Annotated in this window: 14 protein-coding genes; 6 read left to right on the top strand and 8 right to left on the bottom strand. The window is 71.5% G+C overall.

Translation table 11 applies throughout. The annotated features are described in order from the left end of the window. Positions 1 to 47: 47 nt before the first annotated feature. The 3 genes from L1857_RS05465 to L1857_RS05455 all read left to right on the top strand — a co-directional run bounded on the left by L1857_RS05465 (position 48) and on the right by L1857_RS05455 (position 4,455). Positions 48 to 1,643: a (2,3-dihydroxybenzoyl)adenylate synthase gene (locus tag L1857_RS05465; RefSeq protein WP_116110478.1), complete on the top strand. Its 1,596-nt coding sequence runs from the start codon at positions 48 to 50 to the stop codon at positions 1,641 to 1,643. Positions 1,644 to 1,856: 213 nt separating this feature from the next. Continuing rightward, complete coding sequence (locus L1857_RS05460) at positions 1,857 to 2,894, top strand: FecCD family ABC transporter permease (protein WP_240323157.1); 1,038 nt, start codon at positions 1,857 to 1,859, stop codon at positions 2,892 to 2,894. Between the two features lie 544 nt (positions 2,895 to 3,438). After that, the gene (locus tag L1857_RS05455) at positions 3,439 to 4,455 is read left to right on the top strand and encodes a FecCD family ABC transporter permease (RefSeq protein WP_249464580.1); all 1,017 of its coding nucleotides are present in this window, start codon (positions 3,439 to 3,441) and stop codon (positions 4,453 to 4,455) included. Positions 4,456 to 4,492: 37 nt separating this feature from the next. On the opposite strand, the gene L1857_RS05450 is transcribed toward L1857_RS05455, so the two are convergent. Both L1857_RS05450 and L1857_RS05445 read right to left on the bottom strand, forming a co-directional pair. Beyond that, the gene (locus L1857_RS05450; RefSeq protein ID WP_205413430.1) at positions 4,493 to 5,803 is read right to left on the bottom strand and encodes a salicylate synthase; all 1,311 of its coding nucleotides are present in this window, start codon (positions 5,801 to 5,803) and stop codon (positions 4,493 to 4,495) included. Then, positions 5,800 to 7,119, bottom strand: a complete 1,320-nt coding sequence (locus tag L1857_RS05445) for a lysine N(6)-hydroxylase/L-ornithine N(5)-oxygenase family protein (protein WP_116115167.1) — start codon at positions 7,117 to 7,119, stop codon at positions 5,800 to 5,802. Before L1857_RS05445 ends, L1857_RS05450 begins: the two co-directional genes overlap by 4 nt. A gap of 106 nt (positions 7,120 to 7,225) precedes the next feature. Between L1857_RS05445 and L1857_RS05440 the strand changes: the two genes are divergently transcribed. Beyond that, positions 7,226 to 8,164 (top strand): methionyl-tRNA formyltransferase, encoded by a 939-nt coding sequence (locus tag L1857_RS05440; RefSeq protein WP_116115169.1) that lies wholly within the window; start codon positions 7,226 to 7,228, stop codon positions 8,162 to 8,164. 748 nt (positions 8,165 to 8,912) lie between these two features. Here the strand turns inward: L1857_RS05440 and ligD are convergent. Then, positions 8,913 to 9,908 (bottom strand): non-homologous end-joining DNA ligase, encoded by a 996-nt coding sequence (ligD, locus tag L1857_RS05435; protein ID WP_116115171.1) that lies wholly within the window; start codon positions 9,906 to 9,908, stop codon positions 8,913 to 8,915. Next, positions 9,905 to 10,978, bottom strand: coding sequence for an ATP-dependent DNA ligase (locus L1857_RS05430; protein ID WP_205413431.1), 1,074 nt, complete (start codon positions 10,976 to 10,978; stop codon positions 9,905 to 9,907). The genes ligD and L1857_RS05430 overlap by 4 nt, the downstream gene beginning before the upstream one ends. A gap of 185 nt (positions 10,979 to 11,163) precedes the next feature. On the opposite strand from L1857_RS05430, the gene L1857_RS05425 reads away from it, so the two are divergent. Both L1857_RS05425 and L1857_RS05420 read left to right on the top strand, forming a co-directional pair. Beyond that, positions 11,164 to 12,417 (top strand): RNA polymerase sigma factor, encoded by a 1,254-nt coding sequence (locus tag L1857_RS05425; RefSeq protein ID WP_116115173.1) that lies wholly within the window; start codon positions 11,164 to 11,166, stop codon positions 12,415 to 12,417. Positions 12,418 to 12,714: 297 nt separating this feature from the next. Then, positions 12,715 to 13,656 (top strand): pyridoxal-phosphate dependent enzyme, encoded by a 942-nt coding sequence (locus L1857_RS05420; RefSeq protein ID WP_116115184.1) that lies wholly within the window; start codon positions 12,715 to 12,717, stop codon positions 13,654 to 13,656. 45 nt (positions 13,657 to 13,701) lie between these two features. Here L1857_RS05420 and L1857_RS05415 read toward each other — a convergent pair whose 3' ends face one another. Genes L1857_RS05415 through L1857_RS05400 form a run of 4 tightly spaced genes read right to left on the bottom strand, consistent with a single transcriptional unit; the run spans position 13,702 to position 17,139 of the window. Beyond that, the gene (locus L1857_RS05415; protein WP_249464577.1) at positions 13,702 to 14,904 is read right to left on the bottom strand and encodes an ABC transporter permease; all 1,203 of its coding nucleotides are present in this window, start codon (positions 14,902 to 14,904) and stop codon (positions 13,702 to 13,704) included. Continuing rightward, on the bottom strand, positions 14,901 to 15,563 hold the full coding sequence (locus tag L1857_RS05410) for an ABC transporter ATP-binding protein (RefSeq protein WP_094003835.1): 663 nt from the start codon (positions 15,561 to 15,563) through the stop codon (positions 14,901 to 14,903). The genes L1857_RS05415 and L1857_RS05410 overlap by 4 nt, the downstream gene beginning before the upstream one ends. Then, entirely contained in the window at positions 15,560 to 16,639 is a 1,080-nt protein-coding gene (locus L1857_RS05405; protein WP_249464575.1) for an efflux RND transporter periplasmic adaptor subunit, read from the bottom strand. The genes L1857_RS05410 and L1857_RS05405 overlap by 4 nt, the downstream gene beginning before the upstream one ends. Further along, positions 16,636 to 17,139 (bottom strand): hypothetical protein, encoded by a 504-nt coding sequence (locus L1857_RS05400; RefSeq protein WP_116115178.1) that lies wholly within the window; start codon positions 17,137 to 17,139, stop codon positions 16,636 to 16,638. The genes L1857_RS05405 and L1857_RS05400 overlap by 4 nt, the downstream gene beginning before the upstream one ends. Positions 17,140 to 17,238: the final 99 nt, after the last annotated feature.

Here is a 17,238-nt window from a genome sequence, read left to right as displayed (position 1 = left end):
AACGTCGGCTAGCCTAACCTAAGTTCGCGCGATCGAGGGAGCTGACGATGTTGCACGGCTGTGTGCCCTGGCCCGAGGACCTGGCGGCGGAGTACCGCGCCGGAGGCTACTGGACCGGACAGCCACTCGACGTCCTGCTGACCGAGGGCGCGGCCGCGCACGGGGACCGGGTCGCGCTGGTGGCGGCCGACGGTGCGCGGTGGACCTACGCCGAACTCGACGCGTGGGCGTCGCGTCTGGCGGCCGGCCTGGTGTCGGCGGGGTTGCGGCCGGGTGAGCGGGTCGTGGTGCAGCTGCCGAACGTGCCCGAGTTCGTGGCTCTGTTCTTCGCGTTCCTGCGGGCCGGCGTGCTGCCGGTGCTGGCGCTGCCCGCGCACCGCGAGAGCGAGATCGTGCCGCTGTGCGAGCTGAGCGAGGCCGTCGCGTACGTGGTCGCGGACAGCGACGACGCCGGGTACGACTACCGCGAGCTGGCGCGGACCGTGCAGAAGGCGGTGCCGTCGGTGCGGCAGGTGTTCGTGGTCGGCGAGCCGGCGGAGTTCCAGTCGCTGCCGTCCGCGGCGCCGGTCTCGTTGGCGGCGCCGGATCCTTCCGACGTGGCGTTGTTCCTGCTGTCCGGTGGGACGACGGGCACGCCGAAGCTGATCCCGCGGACGCACCAGGATTACCTGTACAACGCGCGGGCGAGCGCTTCGGTGTCCGGATTTTCGGCCGACACGCGGTACCTGGTGGCGTTGCCCGCGGCGCACAACTTCGCGCTGGCTTCGCCGGGGCTGCTCGGCGCTTTGGCCGCCGGTGGGACGGTGGTGCTGGCGCCGGATCCCAGCGCGGACACGGCGTTCGAGCTGATCGAACGCGAACGGGTGACGGTGTCCGCGGTGGTGCCGCCGGTCGCGCTGCTGTGGATGGACGCGGCCGAGTTCATGGACGAGGACCTGTCGAGCCTGCAGTTGCTCCAGGTGGGTGGCGCGAAATTCAACGCGGAGCCGGCCTCCCGGGTGCGCGCGACGCTGGGTTGCGATCTGCAGCAGGTGTTCGGGATGGCCGAGGGGCTGCTGAACTTCACCCGGCTGGACGATCCGGACGAGCTGAAGATCACCACGCAGGGCCGCCCGCTGTGCCCGGCGGACGAGGTGCTGGTGGTCGACGAGGAGGGCGACCCGGTGGCGCCCGGCGAGAGCGGCGAGCTGCTGACGCGCGGGCCGTACACGCTGCGTGGTTACTACCGGGCGGAGCAGCACAACGCGCGGTCGTTCACGCCGGACGGGTTCTACCGCAGCGGCGACGTGGTGCGGGTGCTGCCGTCTGGGCACCTGGTCGTGGAGGGGCGGGTCAAGGACCAGATCAACCGCGGTGGCGAGAAGATTCCCGCGGAGGAGCTGGAGAACCACCTGCTGGCCCACCCGGCCGTCCACGACGCGGCGGTGGTCGGGATGCCGGACGAGGTGATGGGTGAGCGGACGTGCGCGTTCCTGGTGGTGCGCGGGGAGGCGCCGACGCTGCGCGAGGTGACGGCGTTCCTGCGGTCGCGCGGGGTGGCGGCGTACAAGCTGCCCGACCGGGTGGAGGTGCTGGACAGCTTCCCGCTGACGAAGGTCGGGAAGGTGTCGAAGGCCGCGCTCGCGAGGCGGATCGCCGGGTGAGCGCTGGCGCTTCGGCCGCCCACTGCCACCCGCGCCGGACGCAACGCCAGGCGAGCACCGGCAACCGCCACCACACCGCCCGTCCCGCATCTGGAGAACACCCGTGACCACCGGTGCACCCACCCGAGCCGCCACTGATCACGCCAGGGACCACGGCCACCCGCGCTGGGCGGAACACCGGGCCACCACCCACCCCGCACCAGGAGAACGCCCGTGACCACCGGTGCATCCACCCAGGCCACCCCGGACCGGGGGCCACGCGTGGCGGCGTCGTCGCGGGTGGCCGGGCTGCTCGTCGCGCTCGTGGTGCTCGTCGCGGTGGCCCTGCTGAGCATCGCGGTCGGCTCGCGGTCCATTCCACTCGGGACTGTCCTCGACGCATTGTTCCACCGGGACGGTTCGGATTCGTCCTATGTGGTCTGGTCGATCCGGGTGCCGCGGACGTTGATCGGCATCGCGGTGGGCGCGTCGCTGGGGGTGGCCGGGGCGCTGATGCAGGCGCTGACGCGCAACCCCCTCGCTGACCCGGGTCTGCTGGGCATCAACGCGGGCGCGGCGACGGCTGCCGCGCTGTCGGTCGGGGTGCTCGGGGTGACGGATCTGCGGGCGTTCGTGTGGTTCGCCTTCCTGGGGGCGGCCGTCGCGGGTTTCGTGTTGTACGTGATCGCCGGCCGGGGTGGCGCGTCGCCGGTGCGGCTGGCGCTGGCCGGGACCGCGGTGTCGGCCGCGTTGACGGGCCTGACCCAAGCGATGACCCTGCTGGACACGCAGACGCTGGACCAGATGCGGTTCTGGACGGTGGGGTCACTGGAGCGCGCGGACGGCGGCACCCTGGTGCGCGTGCTGCCGTTCCTGGTGGCCGGCCTGGTGCTCGCGCTGTTCCTCGCGCGCCCCTTGAACGCCCTCGCCCTGGGCGACGACGCCGGCAAGTCGCTCGGCGCGCACCTCGGCTGGACACGCGCCCTGACCCTGGTGGCGGTCACACTGCTGGCCGGCGCCGCGACGGCCGCCGTGGGCCCCTTGGTGTTCGTCGGACTGGCGGTGCCGCACATGGTGCGCGCGATCACCGGCCCCGACCAGCGGTGGGTGGTGCCGTACTGCGCCCTGCTGGCCCCCGCGCTGCTACTGCTGGCCGACGTGCTGGGCAGGGTGATCGCCCGCGAGGAGATCGACGTCGGGGTGGTGACCGCCCTGCTCGGGGCACCGCTGTTCATCGCACTGGTCCGCCACACAAAGGCGGGGCGCGCATGACCGGCCCAACCGTGCCCGCACCACTGGCCCACTCACGCACCACTGGCCGCGCGACTGGCCCACTCACACCCGCACCACTGGCCCACCCACACACCCCGCCCCGCGCGACTGGTCCAACCGTGCCCCCACGACTGGCCCACTCACGTACCACTGGCCGCGCGACTGGCCCACTCACACCCGCACGACAAGCCCACCCACACACCCCGCCCCGCGCGACTGGTCCAACCGTGCCCCCACGACTGACCCACTCACGTACCACTGGCCGCGCGACTGGCCCACTCACACCCGCACGACAAGCCCACCCACACACCCCGCCCCGCGCGACTGGTCCAACCGTGCCCCCACGACTGACCCACCCGCGCACCACAGACCAGACGAACGGCCCAACCACGCACGCACGACTGACCCAGTCATGCACCCCCCGGTGCGCGAGTGGCCCAACCACACCCGCGCGACTGACCCACCCACACACCACCCCCCGCACGAGCGGCCCAACCACACCCACACCACCCGCCCACTCGCACCACCACGAGGCGGCCCCCTCATGACCCAGCTCCTCACCAAGGCCCGCACGGCGCCCCATCCCGCCAACCGACGCTCGCTCCTCGTTTGTGTCGCCCTTGCGGTCGCGGTCGTCGTCTTCGGGGTGCTCGCCCTGGGCACCGGGTCGATCGCCGTCGCGCCGCTCGATGTCGTTCGCACCTTGCTCGGCAATGGCAGCCGCATCACGAACTTCGCCGTGCTCGACCTCCGGCTGCCCCGCGTGCTCATCGCGCTGGCCGTCGGGGCCGCGCTCGGCATGAGCGGCGCCGTCTTCCAGAGCCTGTCGCGCAACCCGCTCGGCAGCCCGGACATCATCGGGTTCAACTACGGCGCCACCACCGGCGGCCTGCTGATCATCCTGCTCTTCGGCGGCGGCACCCTGGCCGTCTCCGGCGGCGCCCTCGCCGGCGGGCTGGTCACCGCGCTCGCCGTCTACCTGCTCGCCTGGCAGCGCGGCGTCCGCGGCTCCCGCCTGGTCCTGGTCGGCATCGGCGTCAGCGCGATCCTCCAGGCCGTCAACTTCTACCTGATCGTCAACGCCCAGCTCGCCGACGTCGCCCGCGCGACGGTCTGGCTCACCGGCAGCCTCAACAACCTCGGCTGGACCCAGTTCTGGCCACTGGCGATCGCCCTGGTCGCGCTGATCCCGCTGCTGCTCGCCGGCACGCGACGGCTGGACATGCTCGAAATGGGCGACGACGCCGCGGCCGCGCTCGGCGTCCCGGTCGAACGCAGCCGCGTCTACCTGCTGGTCGTCGGCACGGCGGCCTGCGCGATCGCGACCGCCGCCGCCGGGCCGATCGCCTTCGTCTCCCTCACCGCGCCCCAGCTGGCCAAGCGCCTGACCAGGGCCGCCGGCGCGGGCATCCTCCCGGCCGCGTGGATGGGCGCGTTGCTGGTGCTGGCCGCGGACTTCGTCGCCCAGCGCATCGCCGGCTCGTCGACGCTGCCGGTCGGGGTGGCGACCGCCGCGCTCGGTGGCGCCTACCTCGGCTGGCTACTCTGGCGCCGCCGCTGAAAAAGGCCCCGGGCAACCCCGGGGCCTTTTTCACGAGTCAGGCGCGCACCACGAACGGCGCCACCGAACCCAGCTTCTCGCAGGTTTCCTCGAACTCACGCTCGGGCGTCGAGTCCGCGACGATCCCGGCGCCCGCGCGCAGCCACGCCTGCGCACCCTCCTGGTACACCGCCCGCAGCACCAGCGCCGCGTCCAGGGCGCCGTCGTGGGAAAGCGCTATCACCGCGCCGCTGTACAACCCGCGCGGATCGTCCATCCGGGAGATCGCGTCCAGGGACTCGCGCTTGGGGATGCCGGACGCGGTCACCGCCGGGAAGACCGCCTCCAGCGCGTCCCACGCCGACCGGCCGTCCGCGAGGTCCCCGTTCACCAGCGAAGCCAGGTGCTGCACGCTGCCCCGCTCCTTGATGCCCATGAAGTCGCCGACCCGCACCGACTCCGGCACGCACACCCGCCGCATCTCCTCCTGCGCGGTCCGCACCGACACGGCGTGCTCGAACACCTCCTTGGGGTCCGACTCGAGCTCGGCCCGCGCGGCCGCGTCCGCCGCGCTGCCCCGGCCGAACGCGCGCGTGCCGGCCAGTGGCTGCGTCGTGACCTGACCACTCGCGTCGACCGACACCACGATCTCCGGGCTGAACCCGGCCGCCTCGGCACCGCCCAGCCGCAGCAGGAACGACCGGGCCGGGGTGTTGCCGCGCCGCCCGAGTTCGTAGGTCGCGACCAGGTCGGCCGGGAACGGGATCCGCACGACCCGGGACAGGATCACCTTCTGGTACTGGCCCTGCCGGATCTCCTTGACCGCCTGCGCGACCCGCTCGCGGTAGCTCTCGCCACCGGCCCGGACGTCCACTTCGGCCGGTTGTGGCTGGTCCGCCGCGAACGACGCTTCGAGGATTTCGCGGACCCGCGCCCGCTCGGCGGCGTCCACGCCGCGGATGCCGACCGTGTGCCCGTCGAGCCGCACCTCGGTGCGCGGCACGATCACCCGCACCACCTCGCCCGGTGGGGTCGCGGCGCCCCGCAGTCCCAGCCCCGGCACCAGCCCGGCGAACGAGAAGTGCACGCGGCCGTAGGCGTTCCATCCCGTGACGGGCAGTTCCGCCAGCGCCGACCGCATCGCCTCGCCCGGCGACCCGGTCCACGCACGATCGGTCACCTCGCCGCCGTACGAGATGCGCACTCGCTCGGCGTCGAGTGACACCGTCGCGAGCGCCCCACCCGCGAACGTCCACACGCCGTCCCGCTCGTAGACGACGTAGTCGTCGAACCCGGCACGCGCCAGCCTGGTCACGAGGCTCAGTGGCTCAGCCACCGATCCAAAGGTCTCGAGGTCGTACTCGGTCACGCCCACTCCTCGGCTTTCACACCACTGACCGCGTATTGGGCCGGCCAGTCGAACGACGGTTCCCGCCGGTCGAGGATCGAGCGCAGGATTTCGCCGACCCGCACCGCGGTGTTGGAGAGCAGGGAGGCGGTGATGCCGTGCGAGTGCTCGGTGCCGCCCTGCAGGTACAGCCCGGCCTTGACGTCCGGGGCCACCAGCCGGTAGTCGCGCTCGACGCGCAGACGGCCCTGCTCGTCGCGGCGGCACTTCGCGGCCAGCTCACCGAGCAGTGACGTCGGATCGGCCGGACGGTATCCGGTCGCGTAGACGACGAGGTCCGCGTCCAGCACCGTTTTCTCGCCCGTGGTCAGGGACTCGATCGCCATGCGGACACCGGACTCGGTCTCGTCGACGTCGATCGGGCGGCACGCGTTGAAGATCCGCAGCCGCTGCACGCCCTGCACCTTCTCGCGGTACACGCGGCGGTACAGGTCGTCGATGAGGTCGAGGTCCACGGCCGAGTAGTTCGTGTTGCCGTGGTAGTCCATCAGCCGACGCTTGACGTCCTCCGGCGCGGTGTAGAACGCGTCGACCGCTTCCGGGTCGAAGATCCGGTTCGCGAACGAGCTGTCGTCCGACGGGCTGTAACCGTAGCGGGCGAACACCGAGCACACCTCGGCCCGCGGAAACCTGTCGTGCAGGAAGGCGGTGACCTCGGCAGCGCTCTGCCCGGCGCCGACGACGACGCACCGCTCGGGGTCGGTCACCTTGCCGATCCGGTGCAGCAGCTGGTGGTTGTGCCAGATCCGGTCACTGGTCGTGACGCCCTCGGGGAGGTTCGGCCGCAGCCCGGTGCCGAACACGACGTTGCGGGCGCGGAACACCTGCCCGTCGGTGGTCCGCACGTCGAACAACGTTTCCTCGCCCGGAACCGGCGTGATCCCGGCAACCTCGCGGCCGTAGGAGACGAGGTCGTCCACCTTGGCGGCCGACCACTCCAGGTAGTCGTGGAACTCGATCCGCAGCGGGAAGAGGTTCTTGTGGTTGATGAAGTCGACGAGGCGCCCCTGGCTGTGCAGGTAGGACAGGAAGCTGAACTCGCTGGCCGGGTTGCGCATGGTGACGAGGTCCTTGAGGAACGACACCTGCATGGTGGCGTTGTCCAGCAGCATCCCCCGGTGCCAGCCGAAGCGCGGCTGCCGCTCCAGGAAGTGCGCGGTGACCGCCGCCCCGCCGCCGGCGTTGTGCTCGGTGACGGCGATCGCCAGCGCGAGATTCGAAGGGCCGAAGCCGACCCCGACCAGGTCGTAGACCGGAACTTCCTGCGGTTCTGGCATGCCCGTCCTATCCGTAGATGTACAACCGAGGCAACCCTAACCTAAGTTAGGGGAGGCTTAACTACTACATTCGGGCGTGATGTTGATCCCGGAACGAGGAGGACCGATGCGGGTCGCGATGTTCGGCTACCAGACGTGGGGGCACCGCACGCTGCGTGCACTGCTGGACGCCGGTCACGAGGTGGTGCTCGTCGTGACGCACCCGAAGAGCGACCACGCGTACGAGAAGATCTGGTCCGACTCGGTCGCGGAACTCGCGCGGGAGAACGGTGTTCCGGTGATCGAGCGCAACCGCCCGGACGACGAGGTGGCGGCGCGGCTCAAGGAGGCCGAGCCGGAGATCATTGTGGCGAACAACTGGCGCACCTGGCTGCCGCCGGAGATCTTCAACCTGCCGCCCCGGGGCACCCTCAACGTGCACGATTCGCTGTTGCCCGCCTACGCCGGTTTCTCCCCGCTGATCTGGGCGCTGATCAACGGGGAGAATGAGGTCGGCGTAACCGCGCACATGATGAACGACGAACTGGACGCGGGCGACATCATCCTGCAGCGGGCCGTCGAGGTCGGTCCGCGGGACACGGTCACCGATCTGTTCCACCGCACCGTGGACCTGATCGCCCCGGTGGTGTCGGAGGCACTGGCGAAGCTCGAATCGGGCGACTACGAGCCGGTGCCGCAGGACCGCTCCAAGGCGAGCTTCTTCCACAAGCGATCCATTGAGGACAGCCGCATCGACTGGACCTGGCCGGCCGAAGACATCGACCGCCTGGTCCGCGCCCAGTCCGACCCGTACCCGAACGCCTTCACCACCCACAAGGGACAGACGATCCGGGTGATCAAGGCATCCGTCTCGAAGGGACGGTACGGCGGCACGCCCGGACGCATCTTCATCCCGGAGGGAGAAGGCGTGGTGATCGTCGCCGGCGCCGACGCCCGCTTCGGGAAGAACCACGGCCTGGTGATCGAGCGGGTACGCCTGGAAGACGGCACGGAACTACCGGCCACGCAGCACTTCAAAGCGATGGGCGGATACCTGGGCCGCTGACGGCGCGCCAGCGCCGTCTTTGAACCCAAGGTAGCTGGGTGGTCATCCCGTCGCCTGACACGTGACGATCACCTTGAGCCAGGGCCGCAACCTCCGCTGGGGCGCGAGTTGACATGCCAACCTTGCGGCCCTGGCTCAAGGTGATATGCACAAACCGGAAGGCGACGGGATGACCACCCAGCGACCACCTCGCCAAGGCGAGACGAGGCACCCCTTGGTCATCCCGGAGCCTGCCCGTCCGGCGAGGACATCTTTTGATCTTTGAACCGGCGGCTTGGGCAGGCGGAGAGCCCGCCCTGCGGGCGGAAAGCGCCTCACGGCGCCGAACGGTCACCTTCCGACCACCCCCGCCCCCGATGCCTGATTGTGTTTCAGTCGCCGAGCAGGCGTGTCAAGGCGGGAAAGAGTACCTTGACACGCCTGATCGGCGACCAAAGACCGGCTGTGGATCGGGGGCGGGGGAGGTCTGGTTGGGGTAGTCGGTCCTGCTGCGTTGCCGGGCTGCGGTTCGCAGGGCTGCCGCGCGGTCAGCTAAGTGCCAGGCCACTCGCGTTGCCGGCCGCCGGTAGCGCAGGGCTGCCGCGCGGCCCTGGCGTGTAGTCGGTCCACTTGCGTTGCCGGCCGGCGGTTCGCAGGGCTGCCGCGCGGTCAGCTGAGTGCCGGGCCGCTTGTGGTGCCGGCCGCCGGTTTCCGATGCTGGGGAGGACTGGCGCGTAGTCGGTTGCCTTGCCGGCCGCCAGCTCCCTCCCTAACCCTTCTTCGCCCTGCTTGGGGCTACCCTTGGTGGCTCGTTCGGCTGCTTTGGGTACACCGGCGGCCACGGCGCGTCCATCAGCCCCGCTGCCATGTCGCGCTCCGACATCTCCAGCAGCGCCTCGATGGACTGCGGCCGCGCGCCCATCTCCGCCCACGGGTCGCCCCGGCGTGCGACCAGCTCCGGCACCGTCGACAGCGTCAGCTCAGCCGGCTCCACAGTGGACAGCTCGCCCCAGGAAATCGGCGTCGAGACCTGGCCCCCGGCGCGCGGTCGCACGCACCACGCGCCGAACACCGTCTTGTGCGGCGCGTTCTGGTTGAAGTCCACGAAGACCCGCGCGCCCCGCTCCTCCTTCCACCACTGCGCCGTGATCAGATCCGGGTGCCGCCGCTCCAGTTCACGCGCCAGCGCCACCGCCGCGGCACGGACGGCGTACGAATCCCACCGTGGTTCCAGCGCGACGTAGACGTGCAGACCCCGAGACCCGGTGGTCTTGACGTACGCCGTGATCCCCAGCGAGTCCAGCAGCTCCTTCGTCAGCACCGCCGCCTCGCGGACCTGCTCGAAGCCCACCCCCGGCGACGGGTCCAGGTCGATCCGCAGCTCATCGGCGAAATCCGGCGCCGAAGCGCGGTACGGCCACACGTGGAACCCGATGCAACCCAGGTTCACCGCCCACAGGATGTGCGCCAGATCAGCCGCCACCAGCGCATCGGAAGTCGTGCCGTTGGGGGTCGACACGACCGTCGTCCGCACCCAGGGCGGCGTCGACTTCGGGACGCGCTTCTGGAACCACGACTTGCCGCTCGCCCCGTCCGGGTAGCGCTCCAGCAGCAACGGCCGGTCCCGCAGCGTGTTCATCAGCGGCCCCTCGACCGCCTGGTAGTAGCGCACCAGATCGAGCTTCGTCTCGCCCCGCTCGGTGAAGTAGATCTTGTCCGGCGACGAAATGGTGACCTCGGTGCCCTCGATGGGGACGGCGCTCACGCTCTCACCTCGCTGAACAGGGCGGTCAGCTCCGCCGGCGGCACCTCTTCCAGCTGGTCGTACCGGCACGACCCGGGCGTCCGATCGGGCCGGAACCGCACCAGGCGCGTCGCGTGGCGGAAGCGGCCCGCCTGCAGGTGGTCGTAACGCACCTCGGCGACCAGCTCGATCCGCACCGGCTCCCACGACAGGTCCTTGCCCGCGTTCCACCGGCTCTGCGCGCCCGGCACCCGCCTGCCGTCCATCTCGAACGACGCCCACTCCCGCCACGGGTGGTTCTCCATCGCCCCCTCCCGCAGCGGCGCCAGCTCGTCGACCAGCTCACGGCGCCGCGCAGCGGTGAAGCTGCTGGCCACACCCATGTGCTGCAGGCGCCCGTCGGCGTCGTACAGCCCGAGCAGCAGCGACCCGATCCCGTTGCCGTCCTTGTGCCAGCGGAACCCGGCCACCACGCAGTCCGCGGTGCGCTCGTGCTTGACCTTCCACATCACGCGCTTGTCCTGCTCGTACGGCAGGTCCCCGGGCTTGGCCATCACCCCGTCGAACCCGGCGCCCTCGAACCGGGTGAACCAGTCCTGCGCGACGTCCGGGTCCTGCGTCATCGGGGTCAGGTGCACCCGGGCGAGTGAGTCGTCGAGCACCCCTTCGAGGACGTGCCGGCGACGGCGGAACGCCTCGCCGGTGAGGTCGGCGTGGTCGAGCGCGAGCACGTCGAAAGCCACGAAACTCGCCGGCGTCTCCTCGGCCAGCTTCCGCACGCGGGACGCGGCGGGGTGCAGGCGGAGCTGGAGGTTGTCGAAGTCGAGGCCGTCGCGGGTGACGATGACGATCTCGCCGTCGACCACGCACCGCTGCGGCAACGCGGCCTTGAGCAGGTCGACCAGCTCGGGGAAGTACCTGGTCAGGGGCCGGTCGTTGCGGGAGCCCAGCTCGACCTCGGCACCGTCGCGGAACACGACGCAGCGGAACCCGTCCCACTTCGGCTCGTAGTGCAGCCCGGGTTCGCGGGGCATCTCGTGCACGGCCTTCGCCAGCATCGGCTTGACCGGCGGCATCACGGGCAGGTCCACATCGAGAACTCTAGGCCGGAAAAATTCCTCGCGCGCCGTGTCGAGGGAAGACGGCCCGCTCCGTACCTCCTTCCGGCGGACGGGCGATCAGGAAGGATGACGCGCATGAAGAACTCCGCGACCGGCGAGCTGCTCGGCGCGTTCCGGCAGGTCGAGGTGTGGCCGGTGCTGCCCGGCGGCCAGGGATGACCGAGGACCTGCTCCGCGAGCTGGCGCCGCAGGTGCTGGCGATCCTCATGCGCCGCTACGGCGGGCTCGACACGTGTGAGGACGCGGTGCAGGAGGCGCTGCTCGCGGCGTCGACGCAGTGGGCCGAGGCCGGCGTGCCGGACAACCCGCGCGGGTGGCTGCTGACGGTCGCGACGCGGCGCCTGACCGACTGGATGCGCAGCGACAGCGCGCGGCGTCGCCGGGAGGACGAGGACCTGCTCGCCACCCCGGCGGCGCTGCTGGTCGCGCCGGGCGCGGACGAACGCGGCCCGGGCGACGCGGACGACACGCTCACCCTGCTGTTCCTGTGCTGCCACCCGTCGTTGTCGGCGCCGTCGCGGATCGCGTTGACGCTGCGGGCCGTGGGTGGCCTGACGACGGCCGAGATCGCGAAGGCGTTCTTCGTCCCCGAGGCGACGATGGCCCAGCGGATCAGCCGGGCCAAGCAGAAGGTGAAGGGCGCCCGGTTCGCGCTGCCGCCGGCGGAGGACCGGGACGAGCGGCTCGACGCGGTGCTGCACGTGCTGTACCTGATGTTCAACGAGGGCTACACGGCGACCACCGGACCCGACCTGCAGCGCGACGACCTGGCCACCGAGGCGATCCGCCTGACCCGCCTGGTGCGGCGGCTGTTGCCGTCGGACTGGGAGGTCGCGGGCCTGCTGGCGCTGATGCTGCTGACCCACGCCCGCCGCGCCGCCCGCAGCGTCGGCGGTGAGCTGGTTCCACTGTCCGAACAGGACCGGAGCCGCTGGGACCGCGCCCTGATCGACGAGGGAGTCGCCCTGGTCAGCGAGGCCTTGGCGAAGACCCGGCGGCTCGGCGCGTACCAGCTGCAGGCCGCGATCGCCGCCGTCCACGACGAGGCGCCGAGCGACGAGGAGACGGACTGGCCGCAGATCGTGGCGCTGTACCAGCTGCTGGAGCGGGTGGCCCCGAACCCGATGGTCACCCTGAACAAGGCGGTGGCCGTGGCGATGACGTCGGGCCCGCGAGCCGGGCTGGCACTGCTGGACCCGCTGACCGAGGACGCCCGCCTGACCGAACACCACCGCCTGCACGCGGTCCGCGCCCACCTGCTGGAACGCGCCGGAGAACACGAACAGGCCCGCGAGGAATACCAGCGAGCCGCAAAACGCACCACGAGCCTGCCCGAGCAGCGCTACCTGCAACGCCGCGCAGCGGCCTGCCCTACCCCCGAAGAGCTGGGTGGTCATCCCGTCGCCTGACACCGCAACGATCACTTTGAGCCAGGCCCGCAACCCAGGCCGCCAATCGCCGCCGGACAACGCAACCTTGCGGGCCTGGCTCAAAGTGATACACCCAAACCGGAAGGCGACGGGATGAGCCACCCAGCGACCACCTCGAAAAGGCGAGCCGACAACGATCCCCCGTCATCCCGGAGCCTGCCCGTCCGGCGAGGACATCCCTTGGTCTTTGAAGCCGCGCCGCCTTCGGCAGGCGACGAGCACCTCCAATTTCGACGATCCGTCTAACCCCTAGACACCTCGTATAAGATGGTCCTCATGCTCGATCTCGAAGCCATCCGGAGCGCCGCCAAGCGGATCGACGGTGTCGCTCATCGGACGCCTGTGCTGACCTCCGCCACCCTCGACCAGCGCACCGGCACCACCGCGTTCCTCAAGGCCGAGAACTTCCAGCGCATCGGCGCCTTCAAGTTCCGCGGGGCCTACCACGCGATCTCCCACCTGACACCCGAGCAGCTCAGCAAGGGCGTCGCCGCGTACTCGTCCGGCAACCACGCCCAGGCGGTCGCCCTCGCGGCCAAGCTGGCCGGCGCGAAGGCCGTCATCCTGATGCCCGAGGACACCCCGTCCACCAAGGTGGAGGCCACCCGCGGCTACGGCGCCGAGGTCGTCACCTACGACCGCTACACCGGCGACCGCGTCGCGATCGGCAACCAGCTCGCCTCGGACCGCGGCCTGACCCTCATCCCGCCCTACGAGCACCCGCACGTCATGGCCGGTCAGGGCACCGCCGCGCTGGAACTCCTCGAAGAGACCGGCGAGCTGGACACCCTCATCGCCCCGATCGGCGGCGGCGGGCTGATGGCCGGGAGCGCCACCGCGGCCAAGGGCCTGCACCCGGGCATCCGGGTGATCGGCGTCGAGCCCGAGCAGGCCAACGACACGCAGCTCTCCCTCCGCCAGGGCGAGCGTGTGCGGATCCCGGTCGCCCGCACCATCGCCGACGGGCTGCTCGCCGACGTGCCCGGCGAGCTGACCTTCTCCGTCAACCAGCGCCTGGTCGACGACATCGTCCTGGTCAGCGACGACGAGATCCGCGAGGCGATGCGGTTCGCGTTCGAGCGGCTCAAGATCGTCCTCGAACCGAGCGGCGCGACCTCCCTCGCCGGGCTGCTCAAGGGCGGCTTCACCGGCCGGGTCGGTGTCATCCTCTCCGGCGGCAACATCGGCGTCGACCGCTTCCGCGAGCTGCTCGGCTGACGGCGAGGCGGGTGCCGCCCCCGGCGAACGGCACCCGCCTCGGCGTCACGGCGTCGCCAGCGCCTCCGTCGGCGACAAGCGGGACGCCCGGATCGCCGGGTACAGTCCGGCGATCCCGCCGATCACGAGCGTCGCCGCGGCCCCGCCGGCCACCGCCCACAGCGGCACCACCACCGGCCACGACTGGTAGAGCGCGTAGCCGACCGTCACCACGCTCCCCAGCACCGCCCCGCCGAGCCCACCGAGCGCGGACAGCAGCAGCGACTCGGCCAGGAACTGGGTCCGGATCTGCCCGCGCGTCGCGCCGAGCGAGCGCCGCAGGCCGATCTCCGCGCGCCGTTCCAGCACCGAGATCACCATCGTGTTCGCCACCCCGACCCCGCCGACGAGCAGCGCCACCGCGCCCAGCCCGAGCAGCAGCCCGGTGAACGCCTCACCCGCCGCCTGCTGCGCGGCCAGGGCGTCCGAGGGCCGGGACACCTCGACCTCGTTCGGCGCCGCCGGGTTCGCGGTCGCCCCCAGCACCGACTGCACCGCCGGGACCTGCGCGTCCTGCGAGCGCGTGTAGATCGTGGTGGGCAGCCCGTCGAACCGCAGCTCGCTCGCCGCCACCTCCCAGCCGACCAGCGCGGCCGAGTCCAGCTCGGGCGCCAGCGCCGCCGGTTCGAGGATCCCGACCACGGTGAACCAGCGCCCGCCGACCAGCACCTGGACGTCCGGCCCGGCACGCGAGATGCCCAGCCGCTCGGCCGCGGACGAACCGAGCACGACCGCCGGATAGCCGCTCGTGGCTTCGTTGAGCCAGGTTCCGCTGCGCGTCCGCGCACCGGTCGTCGCCGGGAGGTCCAGCCGGGCCGCGTAGGCGGCGAGCCCGTTGGTCTGCGCCTCGGGGATCTTGTCCGTGCGGTAGACCTTCGCGTCGGCCAGCCGGGCGATCGCCGACACCGACTCCACCGGCCCGATCCGCGCGACCATCGCCTCCGCCGTCTCCGGCAGCTGCGCCGCCTCACCGGTCAGGGTGGTGCCCGGCGACACGGTGAGCAGGTTGGTGCCCAGCGCCGCCAGCGTCCGGTCCAGCTCGGCCCGCGACGACGACGAGATCCCCACCACCGCGACCATCGCGGCGATGCCGATCGCGATCCCCAGCGCGGACAGGAACGCGCGCGTCGGACGGGTCCGCAGACCGACCGCGCCGACCTTGACCACGTCCCGCGGCCACATCCGGGCCGGGGACAACGCGGCGGTCATCGCGTCACCTCCTCGACGACCCGGCCGTCCCGCATCCGCACCTGCCGCGGCAGCGACGCCGCGATGTCCCGGTCGTGCGTGATGATCACGACCGTGGTGCCGGATTCGTTCAGCTCCCGCATCAGCGTCATCACCCCGGCGCCGGACGCCGAGTCGAGCGCGCCGGTGGGCTCGTCGGCCAGCAGCAGCGGCGGGTCGCCCGCGACGGCCCGCGCGATCGCGACCCGCTGGCGTTCCCCGCCGGACAGCTCGTGCGGCTCGTGGTCCATCCGGTGCCCGAGCCCGACCCGTTCCAGCGCGGCCGCCGCCCGGCGCCGCCGCTCCCCCGCGCGCAGTCCGGTGTAGAGCAGGCCGTCGGCGACGTTGTCCAGCGCCGGGGTGCCGGCCGCGAGGTGGAACTGCTGGAACACGAACCCGATCCGGCGCGCCCGCAACGCGGAGAGCTTGGCGTCGGACAGGGTCGCCACGTCGTGGCCGTCGATGTGCACGCTCCCCGAGGTGGGCCGGTCGAGCGTGCCGAGCACGTTGAGCATCGTCGACTTGCCCGACCCGGACGGCCCCACGATCGCGACCAGTTCTCCCGGCTCGACCCGCAGCGACACCCCGGCCAGCGCGAGCACGCCGGAGTAGCGCTTGGTCACGTCGGTCAGCGAGATCATTTCGGCATCCCCACGACCATGCCCTCGGCGAGCCCGTCGCCGCTGACCTCGACCTTGCCCTCGGCGAACAACCCGGTCTTCACCGGCACGTACCGCGTAGTGGTGCCCTCGACCACCTCGACGCCGAACCCGCCCTCGGACAACGCGACGAGCGCGGCGACCGGCACGGCGAGCACGTTCTCGCGCTTCTCGGCGGTGAAGGTGACGTCGACGGACGCGAGCGCGTAGCCCGCCACGGCCTGCTGGTCGTCGAACGCGATTTCGACCTCGACCTTGGTCTGCGCCTCCTGGCCCTGCCCGCCGGCCGGTTCGATCACGGTGGCGACGTCGGTGATCTTCCCGGCCACCTTCCGGTCGTCGGGCAGCGTGACCTGCACGGCGGCGCCCTCCTGGGCCAGCCGCTGGTCCGACGGGTCCAGCTCGACGGTCACCGCCTTCGCGGTGCCCGTGTAGGACAGCACCTTCTGCCCCGGCGCGGCCGGCTGGCCCACGCTCGCGTCCACGGTGTCGACCCGGATCTCGCCGGGGGTGAAGACGACCCGGCCCAGCTCGACCACACCGGTCTCGTCGAGGCCGAGGTCCTCCTGCCACTCCCGGACGGCGTCCGCGGTGGCCGAGCTGTACTCGTCGTCGATCGTGAAACCGGTGTAGCCCAGCGCGCTGAGGTTCTCCTCCAGCTGCCGCACGTCGGCGCCCTCGGTGCCCTCGGCCAGCGCGCGGTAGGCGGGCATCACGCCGTACATCAACGTCACCGGCTTGTCGTCGACGCGGAAGACCGGCTGGCCGCGGCCGATCACGGACCCGCTGTCCGGAACCGCGGTGACCGTGCCCGGCAACCGGTTCGCCACCGTCGCGGAGGCGCCGTAGCCGAGTTCACCGTCCTCGGTCTGGGTGTCGTCGAGCGTCTGCCGCTGGACCTTCGCCGTGCTCGGCGGCAGGTCCACCGCGGCCGGGGCGGCGCCGTCGTCGCCACGCGCGACGACCGCCCACGCCCCGCCCGCGACGGCCACGACCAGCACGAACACCACGGCGTAGACCCGGGCCCGGCCGCGCCGGCGCGGTTCCACCACGGTCATCCGCGGGCCCCCGCGAGCACTTCCTGGCACTTCTGCGACGCCTGCTCGAAGTCCGGATCGGAGGCCGAGCTGCCCTCGATGCGGATGCCCTTCTGCCCGGGCTCCGGGTCGGGGAAGGCCTCGACGCCGTTCTCCCGCATGCAGACGGCGAAGTCGCGGGCCGCCTGTTCCATCTTCGGGTCGGACTTGGCGGCCCCGTTCTCCTGCGGGTTGTACTGGCGGCACGCCTCCTGGGCCTTGTCGACCGTCTCCTTCGGGATCGAACCGTCGACCTTCATGGTGATCCGGCCGTCCACCGGGTCGTCCATGGGCACGCCGTTCTCGCGCATGCACTGGGCGAACTTGAGCCCCATGTCCGCTCCGCCCGCGCTCGGCGCGCCGGCGGTCGTGGTCGTGGCACCGCCGGCCGAGGCCACGCCGTCCCCGCCGCCGTCGCCGGAACCGCACCCGGCGAGTGCCAGTGCGAGGGCCACGGGAAACGCGGCCAGGATCTTGCGCATCGGGATCTCCTTCGAAATGTCGGGACCGAACGGGTGGAGATCAAACGGGGCGGCGCATTTCCCGGGCGTTTCCGAGATCGCTAACGGCGAGGAAACACC

Origin of the sequence: Amycolatopsis thermalba, from assembly GCF_023376025.1 — a bacterium.
GTDB classification, from domain to species: domain Bacteria; phylum Actinomycetota; class Actinomycetes; order Mycobacteriales; family Pseudonocardiaceae; genus Amycolatopsis_E; species Amycolatopsis_E thermalba.
This window is presented reverse-complemented; position numbering and strand designations above follow the sequence as displayed.